The following is a 21,204-nucleotide window of genomic DNA, read 5'->3' as shown; positions in this document are numbered from 1 at the left end:
CCGTTAGCGCGTGCGGGTCAGGTGGGGTGAAACGGGTGCGTGCACGACCGAGCGCACCGCGTGGAAGAGCAGGATGACGAGCACCGCATTGCGTGCAGTTATCAACAGCACGGGGAAGGCCTCGGCCTGTAGCAGCCCATCGTATGTCAGCGGATAGATCGTGAACGTCAGCGCACACAGCAGCAGCACGAGCGCGGAGGGCAGCTGCGCTCGCGGGCGGTCGAAGACGATCCAAAGGATGGCCGGTGCGAACAGCCACGTCTGGAACTGCGGCGAGCCGACCTTGTTCGTCACGATCAGCGCGACGACGACGGCCATGGCGAGCGCCGGCAGCATCCGCTGCCACAGCACTCCGTGTCGAGCGCGCAGCACCGCCACGACGAGGATGCCGAGCACGACCACGCCCATCAGCGGCGTCAGCAGTGCAGCGACGACTTCGGCTCCCGGTGCGGTGATCTGATAGGTGAGGATGTCGAAGCTGTAGTCGATCGATGCGATTCCGACCATCGCCAGCCACAAGAACGGTGTCGCCGCGACGGCCTCGATCTGCAGCCCGCGTCCGGTCTGCTCGGTCAAGAAGCCGAACAGCGCCCGGTCTGCACCGAGCAGCACCAGAACCAGCATGATCACCGCGGTGACGGATGCTGCCGTCACCGCGGTGCTCCACGCACGGCGTCCGTCGGCGATGGCTGCCAGCACGATCGCGGCGGGCCAGATCTTGATCCATGCACCGATCGTCAACAGCGCCGCACCCACGCGGGGACGCTGTGCGAGCCAGAGACCGCCGACGATCGCCAGGGGCACAGTGATCGCGTCGATCCGGTACATCGCGATCGGGCCGAGCAGCACCAGCGCTGCTGTCCACATCCATCCCGCCGTGCGGCGTCTTCGTGTGCGGCCGCGTCCGACGAGGGCCGCGAAGCCGAACAGGTCGCACACCGTGACGAGAATCGCCCAGCCGATCAGATACGCACCGTCCCCTCCCATCACCGAGGTGAACGGCACCGCGAACAGCTGCGCGAGCAGCATGGGCACCAGGGCGAGCTGCGGATACACCCAGGTGGTCGTGATGCCCACCACCGCGCCGCCGTTGAGCGCCGCAGCCGACCATGGCTGATACACCAGCACCACATCGCCCATCGGCTGACTGGGCAGCACCCATCCCCACCACGCGACCAGCAGATGCGCGGCGAGGAATGCCGCCCACAGCACGCGCACGGAAGCCCTCATTCGTCGAGCGCCGTTCTCACGCGAGAAGTTCTGCGATGGCCAGCGGAAGAGCCTCTGCCACATCCAGCGCGACGATCGGATGCCCTGGTGCGCCGTCGACGGCACCGGATGCCAGGCGGGCGGCGTGGGCATGCAGCCACACTCCGGCTGCCGCCGTCTCATCAATCGGATGCTGCGGGTTCGCGGCGATCAAGGCACCGAGCACTCCGCCCAGCACGTCTCCCGTTCCCGCGGTGGCGAGCCATGACGGCGCATTCGAGACGGCGATCAGCTGCGCTCCCGGCGCGGCGATCAGCGTCGTGGCACCCTTCAGGAGCACTGTCGCCCCCAGCTTCTCCGCGACCTCCGAAACGATTCCGGCTCGATCCGCTTCCAGCCGGTCAGCGTTCATCCCGAGCCGCGTGCACAGGCGGGCGAGTTCACCCGCGTGCGGTGTCAGCAGCCGCGGCGCAGCAGCTTCTGCGACGAGGTCCAGTGCCCCGGCGTCGACCACGACGGGAACCGATCCGGCCAGGATCTTCTGCAGCGCATCGGTCTCATTGTCGCTGCGGTGCGCAGCATCCGTTCCCGATCCGATCACCCACGCGCCGATCCGCGTGCGGCCGAGGTCTGCTCCGGCGACCGTCTCCGGTCGACGCGCGAGAACGGCGTCCGCCGCGCCACCGATGTAGCGCACGTAGCCGGCACCGCTGCGCCAGGCAGCCTCCACACCCAGCACCGCTGCCCCGGGGTAGTCGGCCGATCCCGTGCGCAGCGCGACGACGCCGCGCGAATACTTGTCGTCCGCTGCGGTGGGTACGCGCAGCGCAGTCGCCATATCGGTTCTGGTCCACTCCCGGAGCATGTATCCACGGTAGCGCGGCACGCCCCGTTTTCCACGCGGTAACGTCGAGGTGTGAGCCTGCTCTTCTCTGCACTGACCCTGCGTGCACGCACTTTCCGCAACCGACTGTGGGTCTCGCCCATGTGCATGTACAGCGCCGTCGACGGCGTCCCGCAACGATGGCATCACTCGCACCTGGCCCAGTTCGCCTCGGGCGGTGCGGGGCTGATCATGGCCGAGGCGACCGCCGTGGTGCCCGAGGGGCGCATCTCGCCCCGTGACACCGGCATCTGGTCGGATGAGCAGCGTGACGCCTGGGCAGAAATCGTAGATGACGTGCACGATCGAGGGGCGCAGATCGGCATCCAACTCGCCCACGCCGGCCGGATGGCATCGACGTGGTGGCCATGGGCGGCTGAGCGGGGAACGGTGCCGCGGTCCGAAGGCGGCTGGCCCACGGTGGCGCCATCGCCGATCGGTTTCGACACCTACGCCGCTCCCGCGGAGCTGGACGTCGCGGGAATCGAGCGGATCGTGAACGCCTTCGCGGATGCCGCGCGTCGCGCTGTGGATGCAGGATTCGACGTGCTCGAAGTGCATGGCGCGCACGGGTACCTGCTGCACGAGTTCCTCTCTCCGCTGTCGAATCATCGCAGCGACGAATACGGCGGCTCGCTGGCGAACCGCGCACGGCTGCTGCTGCGGGTGGTGGAAGCTGTGCGCGAGGCAGCTGGTGCCGATCTGCCGATCTTCGTCAGACTGTCCGGCACCGACTACGCCGACGGCGGCTTCACTCCGGAGGAGGCAGCCGAAGTGGGACGCTGGGCGACCGCGCACGGCGCCGACCTCATCGATGTCTCCTCTGGCGGGATCGTGCCTCGCCCAAAGGTCGATATCCATCCCGGTTACCAGGTGCCGCTGGCGGCCGCCGTGCGCGCCGGAGGACGCGTGCGCACCGCCGCGGTGGGCCTGATCACCTCGGCCGAGCAGGCCGAGCAGGTTCTCGCTTCAGAATCCGCAGATGCGATCTTCGCCGGTCGCGAATGGCTGCGCGACCCGCACTTCGGGTTGCGCGCTGCGCATGAGCTCGACGTGGAAACCGAATGGCCGCCGCAGTACCTGCGTGCCCGTTGGCGCTGACCGGCGGTCGGCATCCGCTTGTCTGCTGAAGCGGATGCCGAACCGGATCAGCGTCCGGGGTAGCCGCGCCGCGTGGCGTCCTGCACCTCGCCGACGAGCTCTTCGAGGATGTCTTCCAGGAACAGCACCGCGGTCGTCTCGCCGTTCGCGTCGCAGACGCGGGCGAGATGGCGCCCCGCGCGCCGCATGACGGCGAGCGCGTCCTCGAGGTCGGTCTCCTCGTGGACCGGTGCCATGTGGTGGATGCGCTTGGCAGGCAGCGGCGCATCGACATGGTCGTCGACCGTCGGACCTTCGGATGCCCGCAGAACATCCTTCAGGTGCACGTAGCCGACCGGGTCGTTCTCGGCGTCGACGATCACGTACCGCGAGAAGCCGTAGCGGGCCACGGCGCGTTCCACATCATCCGGGGTGGCGGTTTCTGGCAGCGTGACCAGCTCGGCCAGCGGCACCGCCACATCGCGCGCCTTCTTGTCGGTGAACTCCAGCGCAGCGGCCACGGCTCCGGCCGAATCCGTCAGGAGTCCTTCCCGGCGTGAGCGGTCGACGATCGTCGCGACCTCTTCGATGGTGAACGTCGATGCCGCCTCGTTCTTGGGCTCGACGCGGAACAGCCGCAGCACCGCGTTCGCGCTGCCGTTGAGGGCCCAGATGATGTGCCGGAACACCCGTGACACCCACACCAGCGGCGGCGCCAGCACCAGTACCGCACGATCTGGAATCGAGAACGCGAGGTTCTTCGGCACCATCTCACCGAATACGACGTGCAGGAACGAGACCAGCGCCAGGGTGATGATGAACGAGGTCACCGCGACGACGGTCTCATCCCACCCGAGCGCGTGCATCGGGATCTCGAGCAGGTGGTGGATCGCGGGCTCTGAGACATTCAGGATCAGCAGCGAGCAGATCGTGATGCCCAGCTGCGAGGTCGCCAGCATGAGCGTGGCGTGCTCCATCGCATACAGCGCGGTCTTCGCCGCGCGCGATCCACGCTCGGCGAGCGGCTCGATCTGCGAGCGGCGCGCAGAGATGACGGCGAACTCGCCGCCGACGAAGAAGGCGTTGGCCGCCAGCAGCACGACCAGCCAGAACAGGCCTGCCCAATCGTTCATCGTTCGACCTCCGGCTCGGGCTCGACCGGGTCGGCGGTATAGCGGATGCGGTCGATCCGCCGCCCGTCCATCCGCACGACCGTCAGCGTGCCGGTCTCGACGCGCACTTCGTCGCCCAGCACCGGTACGCGCTCGAGCAGACTCATCATGTAGCCGCCGACGGTGTCGTAGACGTCGCCTTCCGGCACCTCGATGCCAGTGCGCCCGCGGAGCTCATCCGGACGGAACTCGCCCGGAAAGGTGACCGAGTCGCCGCGGCGCACGATGCCTGCACGCGAGCGGTCGTGCTCATCGGACACCTCGCCGACGATCTCCTCGATGAGGTCTTCCAGGGTGACGATGCCGGCAGTGCCGCCGTACTCGTCGACGACGACCGCCATCTGGTACCCCTTCGTGCGCAGCTCAGCGACGAGCACATCGAGGTGCACGGTCTCGGGAACGCGCAGCGGCTCGGTACTGAGCGCGCCGACCGGCACGTCGGTGCGCTTCTCGCGGGGCACCGACACGGCGGCTTTGACGTGCACGACGCCGGTGATGTCGTCGAGGTCATCGTCGTAGACCGGAAAGCGACTGTGGCCGGTGCGACGAGCGAGCTGGATGACGTCATCGGCGGAATCGCCCACGAAGATCGCGTGCATGCTCGGCCGCGCGGTCATGATGTCGTCGGCGGTGAGCCGCGCGAAGGTCAGGGTGCGGTCGAGGAGCGTGGCTGTGTCCTTCTCGAGCACGCCTTGACTGGCAGAGCGGCGCACCAGCGACGACAGCTCCTCCGCGCTGCGTGCGCCGGAGAGCTCTTCCTTCGGCTCGATGCCCATTGCGCGCAGCATCGCGTTCGCGCTGCCATTGAGTGCGACGACGGCCGGCTTGAATACGGCGGTGAAAGCGGTCTGGAACGGCATCACGAGCTTGGCTGTTGCGCGCGGCAAGGCGAGCGCAAAGTTCTTCGGCACCAGTTCGCCGAGAATCATCGACAGCACCGTGGCGATGATCATCGCGACCGTGACCGAAATCGGAACGGACACGCTGTCGGGCACGCCCCAGCCATCGAGCAGTGGTGCCAGCAGCTTCGAGATCGCCGGTTCCATCGTGTATCCGGTGAGCAGGGTCGTGAGCGTGATGCCCAGCTGTGCTGAGGACAGATGAGTCGAGGTGATCTTCAGCGCGCGGATGGTCAGGTTCAGGCGGGTTTCCCCGCGAGCCTGACGTGCTTCCAGATCGGCTCGATCGAGATTGACGAGCGCGAACTCACTGGCCACGAAGAGCCCGGTGCCCACGATGAGCAGAAGCCCCACGCCCAACAGCACGAATTCCATCAGCTGTTCTCCTCGAGAACTGCGAGGAGCGGGAAGTGGGGCGATGTACTACTAGAAGGAGGGTCGTCCATTGTGGTTCCGATGATACCGAATCCGACTGTGAGTCAGGCGCGTGCCCTTGCAAGATTCATGGCTCTCAGCATCCGCTGCAGGTTGATGCATCCGCTACATCGATCGATGGCGCGGATGACAAAAGGTGCAGCGGATATGACTTCACCCTCATCGCGGCAGGCGCAGGCTGCGCGGAGGCGGCGGAAGGCTACTCGGGAGTCCGTCGGCGATCAGGATGTCGTAGAGCTCCCGCGGGCGACGAAGGTTCGGCGTGCGCCATCGCGATACCCGACCGACCAGGCGGGAGATCGCATCCGCGCGGTCCTTCTCCGCAATCAGCGCCGCCTCCGGGCTGCGCCCCTGCAGCAGCTCGGGGTCGAGGTACTTGCCGATTCCATCGAACTCACCGACGTGATTCTGCTCCGGAAAGAAGAAGTCCGTCCGCGCGGTCGAGCCATCCGGAAGCTGAAACGGATGCTGCAGCACCGGCTCCGGGAACCCGAGTCTCTTCAGCAGCACTCGGCTTTGAGACTCGCGCACCGAATCCGAGAGTGATGTGGCTACCTCGAGCGCGCGCCGGATCCGGGCTGCGCCTTTAGGCGATGATCGTCGCTCGGCCAGCATCCGCAATTCCGCCATCGTTGCCAAGGCACCTCCGGGACGCCGCGCCCACAGCACCTGATCGAATACGACGACGGCGAGTTCATGGTCCGCTACAGCGGCGATATCGATCGCTGTCTGGGCAGGAGTCGTGATCCGATGCACACCCCAGTCGAGTGCATCCACGTCGACGACACCTATCCCGTGCCGACGGATCAGCCCGGACGACCTGCCGCCGCGACCGGCCGCCACCCGCACATCGATGCGCGACGGCCACGCCCCCAGAATCTCGATGCCGTGCACACTCGCGGCGGCGAAGTGCGAGATGACAGCAGGATGCTGCATCCGGGCGGTCGCTTCGACGACCTTCAGCCGATGTCGCTCGCGCGGAGGCAGCGCTTGCCACGCCGAGTTCGGTGCGTAAGCCCCGGGTGAGATCCGGTGTACCCGCGCGGTCTCAAGCGCCCTGCGGACTTTGCGGTAATCAGGGCGCTCGCCGAGATCGCGGACACGGCGGATTTCGAGTTCTGCGGGTCGCGCTTGTTCGGGCATGCTCAGCATCCTGCGCGAGCAGCGCTGCCTTGCAGCCCTGTTTTCCCTGCCCGCGCGAACAACTCACCGCGGATAGCCATTGTGCAGTCTGAACGAATCTCAGCATCCGCTGCAGATTGATGCATCCGCTGCATCGATCGATGGCGCGGATGCGAAAGAGTGTAGCGGATGCCGGGCAGGACGCTCCCGCGCGGCGCGGCGCGGCGCCGGCCGTCACCAGCTGACGGGCAGCGCCTTGCCCTCTTCATACCCGGCAGCGGACTGCAGACCGACGACGGCCCGGTCGTGGAAGTCCGGCACAGTCGCGGCTCCCGCATAGGTGAACGACGAGCGCACGCCGGACGTGATCATGTCGAGCAGATCCTCGAGGCCTGGTCGCAGCGGGTCGAGGTAGATCTTCGATGACGAGATGCCCTCCGCGAAGAGTTCCTTGCGGGCCCGCTCGTACGGGTCCAACCGCTCGAAGCGGGCATGCACGGCCTTGGTCGACGCCATGCCCCAGGATTCCTTGTACGCACGACCGTCGGAGTCGTGGTGCAGTTCGCCCGGAGCCTCGATGGTTCCCGCGAACCACGACCCGATCATGACGGAGGCGGCTCCCGCGGCGAGCGCGAGGGCGACATCCCGCGGATAGCGCACCCCGCCGTCCGCCCACACGTGCGCGCCGAGCGCGCGAGCGGCCTCTGCCGTCTCCAGCACCGCAGAGAACTGCGGCCGCCCCACCGCCGTCATCATCCGGGTGGTGCACATCGCTCCCGGCCCCACTCCGATCTTGATGATGTCGGCGCCCGCGCTGACGAGGTCATTCACTCCCGCGGCGGTGACGACGTTGCCGGCGACGATCGGAATGCCGAGGCCGAGCGCGGCCACTGCCGCAAGAGCGCGCAGCATGCTCTCCTGATGGCCGTGCGCGGTGTCGACGACGAGCACATCGACGCCAGCGGATGCCAGAGCGCGCGCCTTGCCGGCCACATCGCCGTTGATGCCCACCGCAGCCGCCACCGCCAGGCGTCCATCGGCGTCGACCGCTGGCCGGTACAGGTTCGTGCGCAGGGCGGTGCGTGCGGTGAGCGTGCCCACCAGGTGGCCGCGGTCGAGGACGAGGACCATCTCGGCATCCGCCGCATCGATCGCATCGAAAGCGCCACGTCCCTCACCGACCTCGTCGACGGCGATCGCGTGCGCATTCCCACGGACGAGGTCGCCGAGGGCAGCATCCGGCAGCGCCGTAGCGAGTCTGGTGGCCGGGAGGATGCCGCGGACGTCTTCGCGCCGCAGCGGCATCCCCGACGACGAGTCGGCGACGACGACGCCGTGGCCGGACACCGGTGGAAGCAGTCGCAGCGCGTCAGCGGCCGTCGCCTTCGCCGAGAGCACGAGCGGGCTGTCCCACCGGACCGGCTGCTGCTTCACCCAGCGGATCGCCGCATCGAGTTCCTGCAGCGGCAGATCCTGAGGAAGCACCCCGAGGCCGCCTCGGCGGGCGAGGCCTGCGGCCAGCCGTGGGCCCGTCACCGAGTTCATATTCGACGCCACGAGCGGCAGCGTGGCGGGCGTGCCATCGCACGGGGCAAGATCGACCTGCAGACGGCTGCCCACGTCCGAGCGCTGGGGCACCAGAAAGACATCCGAATACGTCAGATCCACCGCGGGGCGCTCACCGGAGAACTTCATGCCCGTCAGGCTACTCCGCGTGCCTTCCGAAACGGCCTGCCTGCCACGCAATCGAGAGGTGGAATGGCGTTAGGCTTGAGGACTGTAACAACATGTGCGTCTCGATGTGCAGTCGTCGTCGAGTCGCATGCACAGCTTCAACGACGAAAGAGGGCGATCGAGCGTGTCGAACCAGGTAACCGGCGTCGAGGGCGGCGGGGGGTTCGGAGCCAATTCGTGGCTCGTGGACGAGCTGTACCAGCAGTTCAAACAGGACCGCAATTCCGTCGACAAGGAATGGTGGCCGATCCTCGAGAACTATGTTCCGGATGCTGCCAGTCAGTCCGACGCTTCTGCTGCCGCGGCGCAGAACGCGAACCCGGTGACGGCTCCCATCCCGGTCATCGGATCGAAGCCCGTGGCCCGCACTACCGCGAAGCCCGCCAAACGCGCCCCGATCCCCGCTCAGGCTCCCAAGCCGCAGCCGCCCAAGGAAGACGCTCCCGCCCCCGAGCAGGAGAAGGTCACGACGCTGCGCGGCATGCCCAAGGCTCTCGCGGCGAACATGGATCAGTCCCTCACCGTTCCGACTGCAACGAGTGTTCGCACGATCCCGGCCAAACTGATGATCGACAACCGCATCGTCATCAACAACCACATGGCGCGCACTCGCGGTGGCAAGGTCAGCTTCACCCACCTCATCGGCTGGGCGCTGATCAAGACCCTCAAGGAATTCCCCAGCCAGAACGTCTTCTACGCCGAGATCGACGGCAAGGCGTCGGTCGTCGCGCCCGCGAATGTGAACCTCGGGATCGCGGTCGACGTGCCCAAGGCAGACGGCACTCGTGCACTGCTGGTGCCCAGCATCAAGCGCGCGGATTCGATGAGCTTCAGCGAATACCTCGTCGCATATGAAGAGATCATCTTCCGCGCGCGCAACAACAAGCTCACAGCTGACGACTTCTCCGGCACGACCGTTTCGCTGACCAACCCGGGCGGCATCGGCACGGTCCATTCTGTCCCGCGTTTGATGAAGGGGCAGGGCTGCATCATCGGCGCTGGCGCCCTCAACTATCCGGCCGAGTTCCAGGGCTCCAGCGGGAGGACGCTCACTGAGCTGGGCATCGGCAAGACCATCACGCTCACCAGCACCTACGACCACCGCGTCATCCAGGGCGCCGGCTCCGGCGAGTTCCTCAAGAAGGTGCACGAGCTGCTGATCGGCGAGCGCGGCTTCTACGACGAGATCTTCGCGGCGCTGCGCATCCCCTACCAGCCGATTCGCTGGAACTCCGATATCGCCGTCGACCTGGCCGAGCGGGTGGACAAGCAGTCCCGCGTGCAGGAGCTCATCAACTCCTACCGCGTGCGCGGCCACCTGATGGCAGACATCGACCCGCTCGAGTACGTGCAGCGCTCGCACCCCGACCTCGAGATCGAGAGCCACGGTCTCACTTTCTGGGATCTCGACCGCGAGTTCGTCACCGGCGGCTTCGGCGGCAAGCGCGTGATGAAGCTCCGCGACATCCTCGGCGTGCTGCGCGACTCGTACTGCCGCACACTCGGCATCGAGTACATGCACATCCAGGATCCAGGGCAGCGCCGCTGGTTCCAGGAGAAGGTCGAAGTCAAATACGTCAAGCCCGGCCACGGCGAGCAGCTGCGCGTGCTGCGCAAGCTCAACGAGGCCGAGGCGTTCGAGACCTTCCTGCAGACGAAGTTCGTCGGCCAGAAGCGATTCTCGCTCGAGGGCGGCGAGTCGCTGATTCCGCTGCTCGATGAGATCCTGCAGGGTGCGGCGACCGCCGGGCTCGAGGGCGCAGCGATCGGCATGGCCCACCGCGGTCGGCTGAACGTGCTGACGAACATCGCCGGTAAGACGTACGGGCAGGTGTTCCGCGAGTTCGAGGGTTCCCTCACGCCCGGCAATCAGCGCGGCTCTGGCGACGTGAAGTACCACCTCGGCACCGAAGGCACCTTCATCGCCGAGGACGGCTCAGAACTGCCGATCCACCTGGCCGCCAACCCCTCGCACCTCGAGACCGTCGACGGAGTGCTCGAGGGCATCGTGCGGGCCAAGCAGGACCGCAAGCCCATCGGCACATTCGCATGGCTGCCCATCCTCGTGCACGGCGACGCGGCGTTCGCCGGTCAGGGCGTGGTCGTCGAGACCCTGCAGATGTCACAGCTGCGCGGCTACCGCACCGGTGGCACCGTGCACGTCGTGGTGAACAACCAGGTCGGCTTCACGACGCTTCCGACCGACTCGCGCACCTCCATCTACGCCACCGATGTCGCGAAGACGATTCAGGCGCCGATCTTCCACGTGAACGGCGACGACCCGGAGTCGGTCATCCACGTCGCCAAGCTCGCGTTCGAATACCGCGAGCGCTTCCACAGCGACGTCGTCATCGACCTGATCTGCTACCGCCGCCGCGGCCACAACGAGGGCGACGACCCCTCGATGACGCAGCCGCTGATGACCGATCTGATTCAGGCAAAGCGCTCGGTGCGCAAGCTGTACACCGAGGCTCTGGTCGGACGCGGTGACATCACCGAAGAGGAATACGCTCAGGCCAAGGAAGACTTCCAGGGTCGTCTGGAAGTCGCCTTCGCAGAGACGCACGCCGCGGAGACCGGCGCGACCCCCATCGCGCCCGAGCTGAACGCGGTCGATGACCAGATCGGGTCCCCCGATGTCACCGGGGTGCCGCTCGAGGTCATCCATCTCATCGGCGACGCTCACGCCAACAAGCCCGATGGTTTCACCGTGCACTCGAAGCTGCAGCAGCAGCTCGACAAGCGCGTGAGCATGAGTCGTGACGGCGGCATCGACTGGGGCTTCGGCGAGCTGCTCGCCTTCGGCTCGCTGCTCGTCGAGGGCACTCCAGTGCGCCTGGCCGGGCAGGACTCGCGCCGCGGCACATTCGTGCAGCGCCACGCTGTGCTGCACGACCGTGCGAACGGCCAGGAATGGCTGCCGCTGGCGAACCTGTCCGACAGCCAGGGGCGCTTCTTCGTCTACGACTCGCTGCTCAGCGAGTACGCCGCACTCGGTTTCGAGTACGGCTACTCGGTGGAGAACACTGAAGCGCTGGTGCTGTGGGAGGCGCAGTTCGGCGACTTCGCGAACGGCGCCCAGTCCGTGATCGACGAGTACGTCTCGGCGGCGGAGCAGAAGTGGGGCCAGCAGTCAGGCGTCGTGATGCTGCTGCCGCACGGCTACGAGGGCCAGGGCCCGGATCACTCGTCGGCACGCATCGAGCGATTCCTGCAGCTGTGCGCGCAGCAGAACATGACCGTCGCTCGCCCGTCGACGCCGGCGTCGTACTTCCACCTCCTGCGCCGGCAGGCATATGCCCGTCCGCGCCGGCCGCTGATCGTGTTCACCCCGAAGGCCATGCTGCGCCTGCGCGGAGCCACCAGCGCGGTCGAGGACTTCACCCAAGGTCGTTTCGAGCCGGTCTTCGACGACGACCGCGGACTCGACCGCGCCGCAGTCAAGCGCGTGCTGGTGCACTCCGGCAAGATCCACTGGGATCTGCGCAGCGAGCTGGACAAGAACCCGAACCCAGAGATCGCTCTGGTGCGGGTCGAGCAGCTGTACCCGACCCCGATCGATGAGCTGAAGGCGATCACCGACACATACCCGAACGCCGAACTGGTGTGGGTTCAGGACGAGCCGGAGAACCAGGGCGCATGGCCGTTCCTGGCGCTTGAGTTCGCCGAGGTCCCTGGCGACCGTGAATTCCGCGCGGTCTGCCGCGCAGCGGCGGCATCCCCGGCCACCGGGTCGTCGAAGGTGCATGCCGTCGAGCAGGCGGCCCTGCTCAAGGAGGCGCTGACGCTCGACTGAGCAGTCGCAGAACAGAAGCGGATGCCGCACTTCCCGAACGGGAGGCGCGGCATCCGCTGTTCGACGAGGGAGTGCGCGTCAGTACCAGATGCCGAGCAGCGGAGCCGCATCAGCCCGGAATGCCCGGCTGAGCGAGGCGACAGCGTCGCTGTCGCCCTGCACGCGTCCGGCCGCGGCGAGACGCAGCAGCGGCTCTCCACCGGCGTAGACGGCCGAGAGCTCGACCACTCCGAGTGTGACCTGCGGTGCGGCATCCGTCGCCTCGACCGTCGCCGCGCCGTCGGCGATGCGCACCCGCCAGGTGCCGTCGGCGAAGCCCAGCGCATCCTGTACGCGGACGACGACGTCGGCGGCGGCGTTGTACGAGCGCGCCTCGATCGCGGCGGGCACGTCGAGCACCCGGAGCCAGCCGTGATCGTGCACACGGGTGGTGATCGCTCGCTGATTGGCGACCAGCCAGTGCACCGGGTCGTCGGTCGGCCTGAGGTCGACACTCGCCCGGTCGACGAGGTCATGCTGGACGACGAACTGCCAGAGAGCGCGCAGCGCCTCATCCGTCTCCGTGATGATCGTGCGGATCTTCAGCTCGGAGCGGAACGTGCCAGGCATCTCGTCGACGGTATAGGCCATCGCGCCGCGCACCGTTCCGTCGGCATCCAGATAGTGGACGCCGCGCACCTTGCTGGCGTCCTTGTCGGCGACGGAGAGCCCCGCCATCCGCTCCCACCTGCCGCGCCACCCCTGAACCTGACCGGAGCGAGAGGAGCGAGCAGCCTCGTGCAGACGCTCGAGGTCATCTGCGAGAGTCGCCCTGTCGGTGTAGAGAAGGCGGCCAGGCACGGGCGCACCGACCCATCCGGTCTGCTGCGTGTCGATCGTCAGGTTCGCAACAGGAACGGCGGATCCGAACCCGTACCGGCTGTAGATCGTGGCCTCGGACACGGTGAGCCCCACCAGAGGGATGCCCGCAGCGGATGCCGCCCGCAGCTCCCCCTCCAGCAGTGCTCTCGCGATGCCCCGGCGCCGGTGCGTGCCGGATACGGTGACCGAGCTGATCGCCCACATGTCGATCTCACCACCGGGCACGGTCATCGCCGTCCGCCAGCCGTTGACGGTGGCGATCGGCCAGGAGCCGGCAGTCTCGTCGTAGACGCCGATGTTGCGGCGCGCGCGCATCGTCTCGCGCAGCTCTGCCGCGGCGGCATCCGTCGGGTCTTCATCGAGGAAGCCACGGGCATCTGCACGGAGGAAACCTTCGGCATCCGCATCTATCGCCATGTCGGCGATGCGGTAATCCAGGCCGAGGTCGCGCAGGCGGCGCTGCGATTCTGGGTCGACGGGAACGGAGCGATCTTCCGGTGCTGTCATCATCCCAGACTACGGGGGTGACGACAGATATCGCTCAGTGCGCGGCGCTCTGCAGTGCTCGCAAGCGCGCAAAAACCTGATCACGGAGCTCTTCGGGAGCCGTCTCCCTGCAGGCGCGGGCCACGACTTCGGTGAGGGTCTTGGCGACCAGGGCCTCGTCAGTGCAGGAGACGCAGTTCTCCAGATGCTCACGGATCTCGGTGTGCTCGGTGTTGCACACCTCATTGCGGAGGTACTCCTCCAGATCCCGACGCGCCTTCTCGCAGCCGCAGTCGCTCATTTCGTGCTCCTCGGTTCGGCCGCGACGATTCCTCGCTCCGCGGCGTAGTCGGCCAGCAGCTCCCGCAGCATCCGCCTGCCACGGTGCAGACGGCTCATCACGGTGCCGATGGGGGTTTTCATGATGTCGGCGATCTCTTGGTAGGAGAACCCCTCCACGTCGGCGAGGTACACCGCGAGACGGAAGTCTTCGGGCACCTCCTGCAGCGCATCCTTCACGACGGATGCCGGCATGTGATCGATCGCTTCAGCCTCTGCCGATCGACTGTGCGATGCCGTCGTCGACTCCGCACCGCCCATCTGCCAGTCCTCGAGTTCGTCGATGGTGCCCTGGTACGGCTCGCGCTGACGCTTGCGGTAGATGTTGATGTACGTGTTCGTCAGGATGCGGTAGAGCCACGCCTTCAGGTTCGTGCCCTGGGTGAACGACGACCATGCGCCGTACGCCTTCACGAACGTCTCCTGCACGAGGTCAGCCGCATCAGCGGGATTGCGCGTCATGCGCATCGCCGCCGCATAGAGCTGATCCATGAAGGGGATCGCCTGCTCCTCGAAGTCGCGTCGAGGGTCACTGGGAGCTGTTTCGTCCATCACTGGCCAGTCTAGGCGGGCCAGCGTCTCGACAGCGGAGAGAGTGGCCCGCGGGTTCAGGACCATCACTGACATCTGTCACCTCTTTCTCCGCGTGTCGCAGCCTTCACTAGGCTAAGAACCGATGAGCACTGAACGGTATTCCCCTGCCCCCGCCCGCGGTTCGTACCGCGCGCCGGATGTCGACCTGCCTGTGCACGCCTCCGTGACGATCCCAGGGTCGAAATCTCTCACCAACCGCGAGCTGATGATCGCGGCGATCGCCGATGGGCCCGGACGTCTGCTGGGCCCGCTGCACTCCGATGATTCGCGTCGCATGATCGACGCGCTTCGACTGCTCGGCGTCGGAATCGAAGAAGCGGCATCGGATGGTGAGTTCGGGCCGGACCTGATCATCACCCCGGCCCCGCTGCGGGGCGGCGCGACCGTCGACTGCGGCCAGGCAGGCACCGTCATGCGCTTCATCGCGCCGCTGGCAGGTCTGGCGTCCGACGACGTGCACATCACCGCAGACGCCAACGCGCTGCACCGCCCGATGGGAGCCCTGATCAGCGGTCTGCGCGATCTCGGCGTCGACGTCGATGACGAGGGCACCTGGTCGCTCCCGTTCACTGTGCGCGGTCACGGCCGCGTGCGCGGCGGTCGCGTCGAGATCGATGCTTCGGAATCGAGTCAGTTCGTGTCCGGCCTGCTGCTGGCTGCACCCCGCTTCGATGTGGGCCTACACCTCGTGCACACCGGCGACCATCTGCCGAGCCTGCCGCACATCGACATGACCATCGAGTGCCTCAGTCGCCGCGGCATCCGCATCGAACGTCCCGCCGTCGGCGAATGGCTCGTCGAGGCCGGCATTCCTCGGGCGAAGGACATCGCGATCGAGCCCGACCTGTCCAACGCCGCACCATTCCTGGCGTCGGCGATGGTGACCGGCGGCGAGGTCACGATCGCAGGCTGGCCCTTGCATTCCACCCAGCCGGGCGCGCTCCTGCCCGAGATCCTGCACGCCATGGGCGCGCACACGAGCCGTCACAGCGGCGCGCTCACCGTGCGCGCCGGAGACAGCATCCGCGGACTCGACCTCGACCTATCGGCGGCGAGCGAGCTGACTCCGACGATCGTCGGGTTGGCGGCGTTCGCCGACGGTCCGACGACGATCCGCGGCGTCGGCCACATCCGCACGCACGAGACCGACCGCATCGCCGCTCTGATCGGCAACCTGCGGGCGCTCGGCGGAGAGGCCGAGGAGCTTCCGGACGGTCTGCGCATCTTCCCCAAGCCGCTGCACGGCGGCGCATGGCCAGCACACCACGATCACCGGATGGCGACCACCGGAGCGGTCATCGGTCTGCGCGTGCCCGGCGTCGAGATCGACGATATCGGCACGACGGCGAAGACGCTGCCCGAGTTCACGCTTCTCTGGGAGCGGATGCTGAAGGGCGCGAACGCGTGAGCTGGCTGGGCGACGACGATGACCTCGACGAATTCGATGAGTTCGACGAGAACAGCATCCGCACTCGCCCGAATCCGAAGGCGAACCGGCCGCGCACCAAGCGCCGGCCGGCGCATGAGGATGCCAAGATCGCCCGGATCCTCGGTGTCGACCGAGGCCGCTACAACGTGCTGCTCGGCGAGGACGAGCCGGACGAGCACACCGCGACGGCCACACGCGCCCGCGAGCTGCGACGCACGCCGATCGTCACCGGCGACCGTGCACGTATCGTCGGCGACACGTCGGGCGACGCCGGCACGCTCTCGCGCATCGTCGGCATCGTCGAGCGCACATCGCTGCTGCGGCGCAGCGCCGACGACACCGACCAGGTCGAACGGGTGATCGTCGCCAATGCCGATCAGATGCTGATAGTGGTGGCTGCCGCTGATCCCGAACCGCGCGCCCGCCTCGTGGATCGCTATCTGGTCGCCGCGCTGGATGCCGGCATCCGCCCGCTTCTCGTGGTCACGAAAACCGACCTCGCCGATCCGGCGCCCTTCCTCGCCCACTTCGACGGGCTCGATCTGACGGTTTTCACCAGCGCCCGTGAGCAGATGCCCGTCGATGAGATCGGGGCCGCACTGGTCGGTCACTCCACGGTCTTCGTGGGGCACTCGGGCGTGGGTAAATCGACGCTCGTCAATGCGCTGGTCCCCACCGCCGATCGTGCCACCGGGCATGTGAATGAGGTGACCGGGCGTGGACGCCACACCTCGTCGTCCACCGTCTCGCTTCGATACTCGGGTCAGGAAGGGAACGGCTGGGTGATCGATACACCCGGTGTGCGCTCGTTCGGACTCGGCCATGTCGATCCCGCCAACATCCTCGCCGCGTACACCGAGCTCGCGACGATCGCTGAAGAATGCCCGCGCGGATGCACGCACCTTGCCGACGCCGCCGACTGCGCGCTCAACGAGGCCGCAGCCGACGGACGGTTGAACGAGATCGGCCGGTCACGGCTGGAGTCCCTGCAGCGACTGCTGACGACGTTCCGCGGCTAGGGTGAAAGGGTGACGAATACACGCCTTGAGCCCGGTACCCCCGCCCCTGACTTCGCCCTGCTCAACCAGGACGACAAGACCGTCTCGCTCGCCGATCTGCGCGGTCAGAAAGTCATCCTGTACTTCTACCCCGCTGCGATGACGCCCGGCTGCACCACGCAGGCATGCGATTTTCGCGACAGCATCGCGTCGCTGCAGGGCGCGGGCTACACGGTGGTGGGCGTATCCCGCGATGAACCGGCCAAGCTGCGCGAGTTCCGCGAGCGCGATGGGCTGCCCTTCGATCTGCTCAGCGATCCCGACCACGCCGTGCACGCGGCGTATGGCGTCTGGGGCGAGAAGATGAACTACGGCAAGGTCGTCGAGGGCGTCATCCGCTCCACCTTCGTGCTCGACGAGCAGGGCATCATCGAACACGCTCAGTACAACGTGAAGGCGACCGGACACGTCGCACGACTGCGCAAGACGCTGGGCCTCGACGCCTGATCGCTCCACCGGCGCCGCGCACGGCCGAGTTGTTCACGGTCGAAGCCGTGTCAGTCGTCGAGGTCGTCGTGCCCGTCGTAGCCGCGGCTCTGCAGGCGCGGGTCTGACCCGCCGTCTCTGCGGACTGCGGCGATCAGCAGCACCAGTCCGACCACGCCCGTGCCCCCGACTGCGAGGGTGAACAGCCAGGGAACGGGGTCGATGCTCAGTGATGCCAATCCGAGCGCGATGCCGAGCACCTGGAAGACGATCGCGCCCGAGCGCGCCCACGATGCGCGGCGCAGCGTGCCATACGCGAATGCGATGAGCGCACCGGCTGCGAGGAGGGTCAGCACGATCATCGCGATGCCCCCGACCGTCGATGAGGCCTCCCCCGCGCCGAGCGCGAAGAGCTCGAGCAGGCAGACGACGGCGAGGGCGATGCCCTCTGCCGCCAAGACGATCGCCGCCGCAACAGCGGGTCCCGATGCGCGCACGTGCACTCCTCCCAAGAGCTGGCAAAAAACCCTTGATTTCAGATGGTTTATGTAACACAATGGTCAAGGCCATGTGCTCCCACATCGGAGTGGGGCGAGCGTAAAGCTCGCATCACCAGGGTAGCCGACCCCGATCGGCTCCCGAATTCGAGCGCCGCGAAAGTGGACGCCCACACCGAAACGATATCTGAGGAGCCCGTAAATGGATTGGCGCGATAAAGCTGCCTGCCTGACTGTCGACCCCGAGCTGTTCTTCCCCGTGGGGAACACCGGACCGGCCGTCGATCAGATCGAGAAGGCGAAAGCCGTGTGCGCCACCTGCACCGTGACCGAGATCTGTCTGCAGTACGCACTGGAGTCCGGTCAGGACTCGGGCGTGTGGGGCGGTCTCTCCGAAGACGAGCGTCGCGCCCTCAAGCGTCGCGCTGCGCGCGCACGCCGCGCCGGCTGACTCACCGCCGACCGCACGCACCTGCGCGGGCCCCGCTTCGGCGCGGCCCGCGTTTCTGCATCCGATCAGGCGAGAATCCATCGCATCGGAATCTCGATGGTCACCTGCGTGCCCTCGCCCGGGCTGCCCTTCCAGTCGATGCTGCCGCTCAGCTCGCCCTGAATCAGTGTTCGAACGATCTGCGTGCCGAGTCCCTGACCGACTCGCCCCTCGGCGAGCCCATGCCCGCTGTCGCTGACTGTCACCCGAAGAATCTCATCGGTGCGCTCGGCGGCGATGCTGACGATGCCCTCTTGCCCGGCGAGTCCGTGCTCGACCGCATTGGTCACTACCTCGGTGAGCGCAAGGGCGAGCGGGGTCGCGTATTCGCTGGGGAGCACGCCGAAGCGTCCTTCGAGCTGGGTGCGGGCCCGTGTGTTGGGAGCCGCGGCCACCTCGGCGACGAGTTTGAGCACACGGTCGAAGACCTCGTCGAAATCGACCGTCTGCGACAGTCCGCTGGCGAGGGTGTCGTGCACGACGGCAATCGCCTCGACCCGCCGCATGGCCTGGGTCAGCGCATCGCGGGCCTCGTCGGAGTGCGTGCGGCGGGCTTGGATGCGCAGCAGCGAGCCCACCGTCTGCAGATTGTTCTTGACCCGGTGGTGGATCTCGCGGATCGTCGCATCCTTGGTGATCAGCTCCTGCTCCTGGTGGCGCAGCTCTGACACGTCACGGCAGAGCACGATCGCCCCGACCCGCGTTCCATGATCCTTCAGCGGGATCGCTCGCAGCGAGACGGTGACGCCCCGTGCCTCGATATCGGTGCGCCATGGCGCGCGACCGGTGACGACAACGGGAAGCGACTCATCGACCTGCCTGGACGGCGGGATGATCCGCGTTGTCACCTCGGCGAGGGACTCGCCCTCCAGCTCATCCTCGAAGCCCATCCGGTTGAAGGCGGACAGCGCATTCGGGCTCGCGAAAGTGCTGATGCCGTCGACATCCAGCCGGATCAGCCCATCCGACGCACGCGGGGCCCCGCGGCGGGGAGCCGTGGGGGCGGACAGGTCGGGGAACTCCCCCGACGAGATCATGCGCATCAGGTCGTTGGCGCACTCATCGAAGCTGATCTGCTGACGCGATGGCATCCGCGCCTCACCGAGGTTCGTGTGCCGGGTGAGCACACCGAGCACGACTCGCTCGCCCTGATCGCGCACGATCGGCACCGCGCGCACACGCGTCGGCGTCTCCTCGAACCAGTCCGGAGACGAGGAGTCGACGATCTCGCCCGATTCGAAGGCCGCCTGCACCTGGGTGCGCCACTGGGGGCGGACTTTCTCGCTCACGATGTCGCGGTAGAACAGCGTCGCTGCACCGCTCGGCCGCGAGTGCGTGACGGCGATGAATGACCCATCCGAGGTCTCGATCCACAGCACGATATCCGCGGATGCGAGATCGGCGAGCAACTGGCCGTCCCCCGCGAGGCGATGCAGCCATTCGACATCGGCATCGGTCAGGCGGCCCTGGGCGTGGACGAGATCACTGAGCGTGGACACCCTCCAAGCCTAGAGCGTGGCTGAAGCCGGCACCGACAGCGGGGTCAGAGCACGGCGAGGGAGCTGGCCCGCCAGCGGCCGTCGAGGCCCTCGAGGCGCACGGCGACAGCGCGGGTGCGGCCGGGCCCGGCGACGACGATCGCCGCCTCGATCACGCCGTCTGCCGGTGCGCTTTCGCGAATCGACAGGATCTGAAAGTTCGGCCGCGCGGGAGCGATTCCTCGGGCGCTGCGCGCGCGGGCAGAAAGATTTGCGCGGGTGACGAGCACTCGGAATGCGTCTTCGCTGAACCAGCGCGCGAGTTGATCGACTTCGCGGACTCCGGCGAGAACCTCCAGCACGCCCTGCGTCAGACTTCGCAGCAGCGGGACGGGGTCCGGAAGCTGTGATGCCGGCGTGGGCTGCGGTGCGAAGTACTCACTCAATGTCGTCGTTGTCATTCCGCGATCCCCCCGGGCCGTGGTGCGTCTCGATATCTGAAATACGTAGCGAACTCCCAGAAAAAATACCTCATCGAGCACCGGGGCGGGAAGGAAGACAGCAAAATCTGTGGATAACTTCTCGTACAGCGCTCGTGATCCCCTACTGTCGATCAAGTGGAATGGGAGCACCTCTTCGATGACCTGGAGGGTCAACTCGCTGCCGAGTGGGATGCAGAGCGCGCAGCGCTGGATGCAGAGTCCGAGCGGCTGCGCATCTCAAAGCTGAGCCTGCACGAGCGGCTGCGCTCGATGGCCGGCGATCAGAGCAGACTCCTGCTCGAACTGACCGGAGGAGAGCGGTGGGATGCCTCCATGCAGACCATCGGCGCCGACTGGATCGGCGTCTGCGCGGGCGATGACCGACGGCTGCGCCTCATCCCGGTGACCGCGATCGAATCCGCAGCCGTCGATCATGGCACCCTGCTGTCGAGCGTGGCCGACACACGGGTCGAGCCCGGGCTGCGCGCACGGATGTCGTTCGGTTTCATCCTGCGCGACCTCGCCCGACGCCGCGGGCCCGTCACGATCGGTACCCGCGGAGCAGATCCCGTTCAGGGCACGATCGATCGCGCGGGAGCAGACCACCTGGATCTCGCGCTGCACGATCTGAGCGAACCGCGTCGCACCCGCTCTGTGCGCGGCTTCCGGATGATCCCCTTCACGGCGATCGCGTGGGTGCGGATAGAAGGCGGAGCCTCCACCGCGCTGTGAGC

Annotated in this window: 19 protein-coding genes; 7 read left to right on the top strand and 12 right to left on the bottom strand. The window is 67.1% G+C overall.

From position 1 onward, the window contains the following. Positions 1 to 3 precede the first annotated feature (3 nt). Together FM104_RS07320 and FM104_RS07315 are read right to left on the bottom strand one after the other, a co-directional pair. Complete coding sequence (locus FM104_RS07320) at positions 4 to 1,362, bottom strand: hypothetical protein (protein ID WP_256971555.1); 1,359 nt, start codon at positions 1,360 to 1,362, stop codon at positions 4 to 6. Next, entirely contained in the window at positions 1,247 to 2,074 is an 828-nt protein-coding gene (locus tag FM104_RS07315) for an ADP-dependent NAD(P)H-hydrate dehydratase (protein WP_087130774.1), read from the bottom strand. Before FM104_RS07315 ends, FM104_RS07320 begins: the two co-directional genes overlap by 116 nt. Before the next feature lie 51 nt (positions 2,075 to 2,125). Between FM104_RS07315 and FM104_RS07310 the strand changes: the two genes are divergently transcribed. After that, positions 2,126 to 3,193 carry an NADH:flavin oxidoreductase/NADH oxidase gene (locus tag FM104_RS07310; protein WP_087130773.1) on the top strand — a complete coding sequence of 356 codons (1,068 nt, stop codon included), beginning with the start codon at positions 2,126 to 2,128 and terminating at the stop codon, positions 3,191 to 3,193. A 47-nt stretch (positions 3,194 to 3,240) separates the two neighbouring features. On the opposite strand, the gene FM104_RS07305 is transcribed toward FM104_RS07310, so the two are convergent. From FM104_RS07305 to FM104_RS07290, 4 genes are all read right to left on the bottom strand, one after another. Next, positions 3,241 to 4,305 (bottom strand): hemolysin family protein, encoded by a 1,065-nt coding sequence (locus FM104_RS07305; protein WP_087130772.1) that lies wholly within the window; start codon positions 4,303 to 4,305, stop codon positions 3,241 to 3,243. Continuing rightward, complete coding sequence (locus FM104_RS07300) at positions 4,302 to 5,618, bottom strand: hemolysin family protein (protein ID WP_087130771.1); 1,317 nt, start codon at positions 5,616 to 5,618, stop codon at positions 4,302 to 4,304. Before FM104_RS07300 ends, FM104_RS07305 begins: the two co-directional genes overlap by 4 nt. 219 nt (positions 5,619 to 5,837) lie before the next feature. Beyond that, positions 5,838 to 6,821 (bottom strand): hypothetical protein, encoded by a 984-nt coding sequence (locus tag FM104_RS07295; RefSeq protein ID WP_087130770.1) that lies wholly within the window; start codon positions 6,819 to 6,821, stop codon positions 5,838 to 5,840. Between the two features lie 213 nt (positions 6,822 to 7,034). Continuing rightward, positions 7,035 to 8,495, bottom strand: coding sequence for a GuaB1 family IMP dehydrogenase-related protein (locus tag FM104_RS07290; protein WP_087130769.1), 1,461 nt, complete (start codon positions 8,493 to 8,495; stop codon positions 7,035 to 7,037). A gap of 163 nt (positions 8,496 to 8,658) precedes the next feature. Between FM104_RS07290 and FM104_RS07285 the strand changes: the two genes are divergently transcribed. Next, positions 8,659 to 12,330 (top strand): multifunctional oxoglutarate decarboxylase/oxoglutarate dehydrogenase thiamine pyrophosphate-binding subunit/dihydrolipoyllysine-residue succinyltransferase subunit, encoded by a 3,672-nt coding sequence (locus FM104_RS07285; RefSeq protein ID WP_179206711.1) that lies wholly within the window; start codon positions 8,659 to 8,661, stop codon positions 12,328 to 12,330. 78 nt (positions 12,331 to 12,408) lie between these two features. Here the strand turns inward: FM104_RS07285 and FM104_RS07280 are convergent, their stop codons facing one another. The 3 genes from FM104_RS07280 to FM104_RS07270 are packed head-to-tail and all read right to left on the bottom strand — an operon-like array spanning position 12,409 to position 14,568. After that, positions 12,409 to 13,698 (bottom strand): GNAT family N-acetyltransferase, encoded by a 1,290-nt coding sequence (locus tag FM104_RS07280; RefSeq protein WP_087130768.1) that lies wholly within the window; start codon positions 13,696 to 13,698, stop codon positions 12,409 to 12,411. Positions 13,699 to 13,732: 34 nt separating this feature from the next. Beyond that, positions 13,733 to 13,978 carry a zf-HC2 domain-containing protein gene (locus tag FM104_RS07275; protein WP_087130767.1) on the bottom strand — a complete coding sequence of 82 codons (246 nt, stop codon included), beginning with the start codon at positions 13,976 to 13,978 and terminating at the stop codon, positions 13,733 to 13,735. Continuing rightward, entirely contained in the window at positions 13,975 to 14,568 is a 594-nt protein-coding gene (locus FM104_RS07270) for a sigma-70 family RNA polymerase sigma factor (protein ID WP_087131188.1), read from the bottom strand. The genes FM104_RS07275 and FM104_RS07270 overlap by 4 nt, the downstream gene beginning before the upstream one ends. Positions 14,569 to 14,692: 124 nt before the next feature. Here FM104_RS07270 and aroA point away from each other — a divergent pair, with 124 nt between their 5' ends. The 3 genes from aroA to bcp are packed head-to-tail and all read left to right on the top strand — an operon-like array spanning position 14,693 to position 17,544. Then, the gene (gene aroA / locus FM104_RS07265; protein ID WP_087130766.1) at positions 14,693 to 16,018 is read left to right on the top strand and encodes a 3-phosphoshikimate 1-carboxyvinyltransferase; all 1,326 of its coding nucleotides are present in this window, start codon (positions 14,693 to 14,695) and stop codon (positions 16,016 to 16,018) included. Then, positions 16,015 to 17,058, top strand: a complete 1,044-nt coding sequence (gene rsgA / locus FM104_RS07260) for a ribosome small subunit-dependent GTPase A (protein ID WP_087130765.1) — start codon at positions 16,015 to 16,017, stop codon at positions 17,056 to 17,058. The genes aroA and rsgA overlap by 4 nt, the downstream gene beginning before the upstream one ends. Before the next feature lie 9 nt (positions 17,059 to 17,067). Then, the gene (bcp, locus tag FM104_RS07255) at positions 17,068 to 17,544 is read left to right on the top strand and encodes a thioredoxin-dependent thiol peroxidase (RefSeq protein WP_087130764.1); all 477 of its coding nucleotides are present in this window, start codon (positions 17,068 to 17,070) and stop codon (positions 17,542 to 17,544) included. A 50-nt stretch (positions 17,545 to 17,594) separates the two neighbouring features. Here bcp and FM104_RS07250 read toward each other — a convergent pair whose 3' ends face one another. Beyond that, positions 17,595 to 18,020, bottom strand: coding sequence for a hypothetical protein (locus FM104_RS07250; protein ID WP_087130763.1), 426 nt, complete (start codon positions 18,018 to 18,020; stop codon positions 17,595 to 17,597). A gap of 202 nt (positions 18,021 to 18,222) precedes the next feature. Between FM104_RS07250 and FM104_RS07245 the strand changes: the two genes are divergently transcribed. Then, positions 18,223 to 18,471, top strand: a complete 249-nt coding sequence (locus FM104_RS07245; RefSeq protein WP_071641453.1) for a WhiB family transcriptional regulator — start codon at positions 18,223 to 18,225, stop codon at positions 18,469 to 18,471. Between the two features lie 65 nt (positions 18,472 to 18,536). Here FM104_RS07245 and FM104_RS07240 read toward each other — a convergent pair whose 3' ends face one another. Next, a complete protein-coding gene (locus FM104_RS07240) occupies positions 18,537 to 20,009 on the bottom strand; it encodes a sensor histidine kinase (protein WP_087130762.1) in 1,473 nt (490 codons plus the stop codon). Between the two features lie 44 nt (positions 20,010 to 20,053). Next, entirely contained in the window at positions 20,054 to 20,449 is a 396-nt protein-coding gene (locus FM104_RS07235) for an Rv3235 family protein (RefSeq protein WP_087130761.1), read from the bottom strand. Positions 20,450 to 20,605: 156 nt separating this feature from the next. Between FM104_RS07235 and FM104_RS07230 the strand changes: the two genes are divergently transcribed. Beyond that, positions 20,606 to 21,202 (top strand): hypothetical protein, encoded by a 597-nt coding sequence (locus tag FM104_RS07230; RefSeq protein WP_087130760.1) that lies wholly within the window; start codon positions 20,606 to 20,608, stop codon positions 21,200 to 21,202. Positions 21,203 to 21,204: the final 2 nt, after the last annotated feature.

This window comes from Microbacterium esteraromaticum (assembly GCF_900163815.1).
Classification (GTDB): Bacteria; Actinomycetota; Actinomycetes; order Actinomycetales; family Microbacteriaceae; genus Microbacterium; species Microbacterium esteraromaticum_B.
This window is presented reverse-complemented; position numbering and strand designations above follow the sequence as displayed.

Coding starts and splice junctions, on each gene's coding strand:
- FM104_RS07315 (WP_087130774.1), bottom strand. CDS start 2,074: ATGCTCCGGGAGTGGACCAGAACCGATATGGCGACTGCGCTGCGCGTA.
- FM104_RS07290 (WP_087130769.1), bottom strand. CDS start 8,495: ATGAAGTTCTCCGGTGAGCGCCCCGCGGTGGATCTGACGTATTCGGAT.
- FM104_RS07300 (WP_087130771.1), bottom strand. CDS start 5,618: ATGGAATTCGTGCTGTTGGGCGTGGGGCTTCTGCTCATCGTGGGCACC.
- FM104_RS07245 (WP_071641453.1), top strand. CDS start 18,223: ATGGATTGGCGCGATAAAGCTGCCTGCCTGACTGTCGACCCCGAGCTG.
- FM104_RS07275 (WP_087130767.1), bottom strand. CDS start 13,978: ATGAGCGACTGCGGCTGCGAGAAGGCGCGTCGGGATCTGGAGGAGTAC.
- FM104_RS07270 (WP_087131188.1), bottom strand. CDS start 14,568: ATGGACGAAACAGCTCCCAGTGACCCTCGACGCGACTTCGAGGAGCAG.
- aroA (WP_087130766.1), top strand. CDS start 14,693: ATGAGCACTGAACGGTATTCCCCTGCCCCCGCCCGCGGTTCGTACCGC.
- FM104_RS07305 (WP_087130772.1), bottom strand. CDS start 4,305: ATGAACGATTGGGCAGGCCTGTTCTGGCTGGTCGTGCTGCTGGCGGCC.
- FM104_RS07280 (WP_087130768.1), bottom strand. CDS start 13,698: ATGACAGCACCGGAAGATCGCTCCGTTCCCGTCGACCCAGAATCGCAG.
- FM104_RS07320 (WP_256971555.1), bottom strand. CDS start 1,362: ATGCCCACGCCGCCCGCCTGGCATCCGGTGCCGTCGACGGCGCACCAG.
- FM104_RS07235 (WP_087130761.1), bottom strand. CDS start 20,449: ATGACAACGACGACATTGAGTGAGTACTTCGCACCGCAGCCCACGCCG.
- FM104_RS07295 (WP_087130770.1), bottom strand. CDS start 6,821: ATGCCCGAACAAGCGCGACCCGCAGAACTCGAAATCCGCCGTGTCCGC.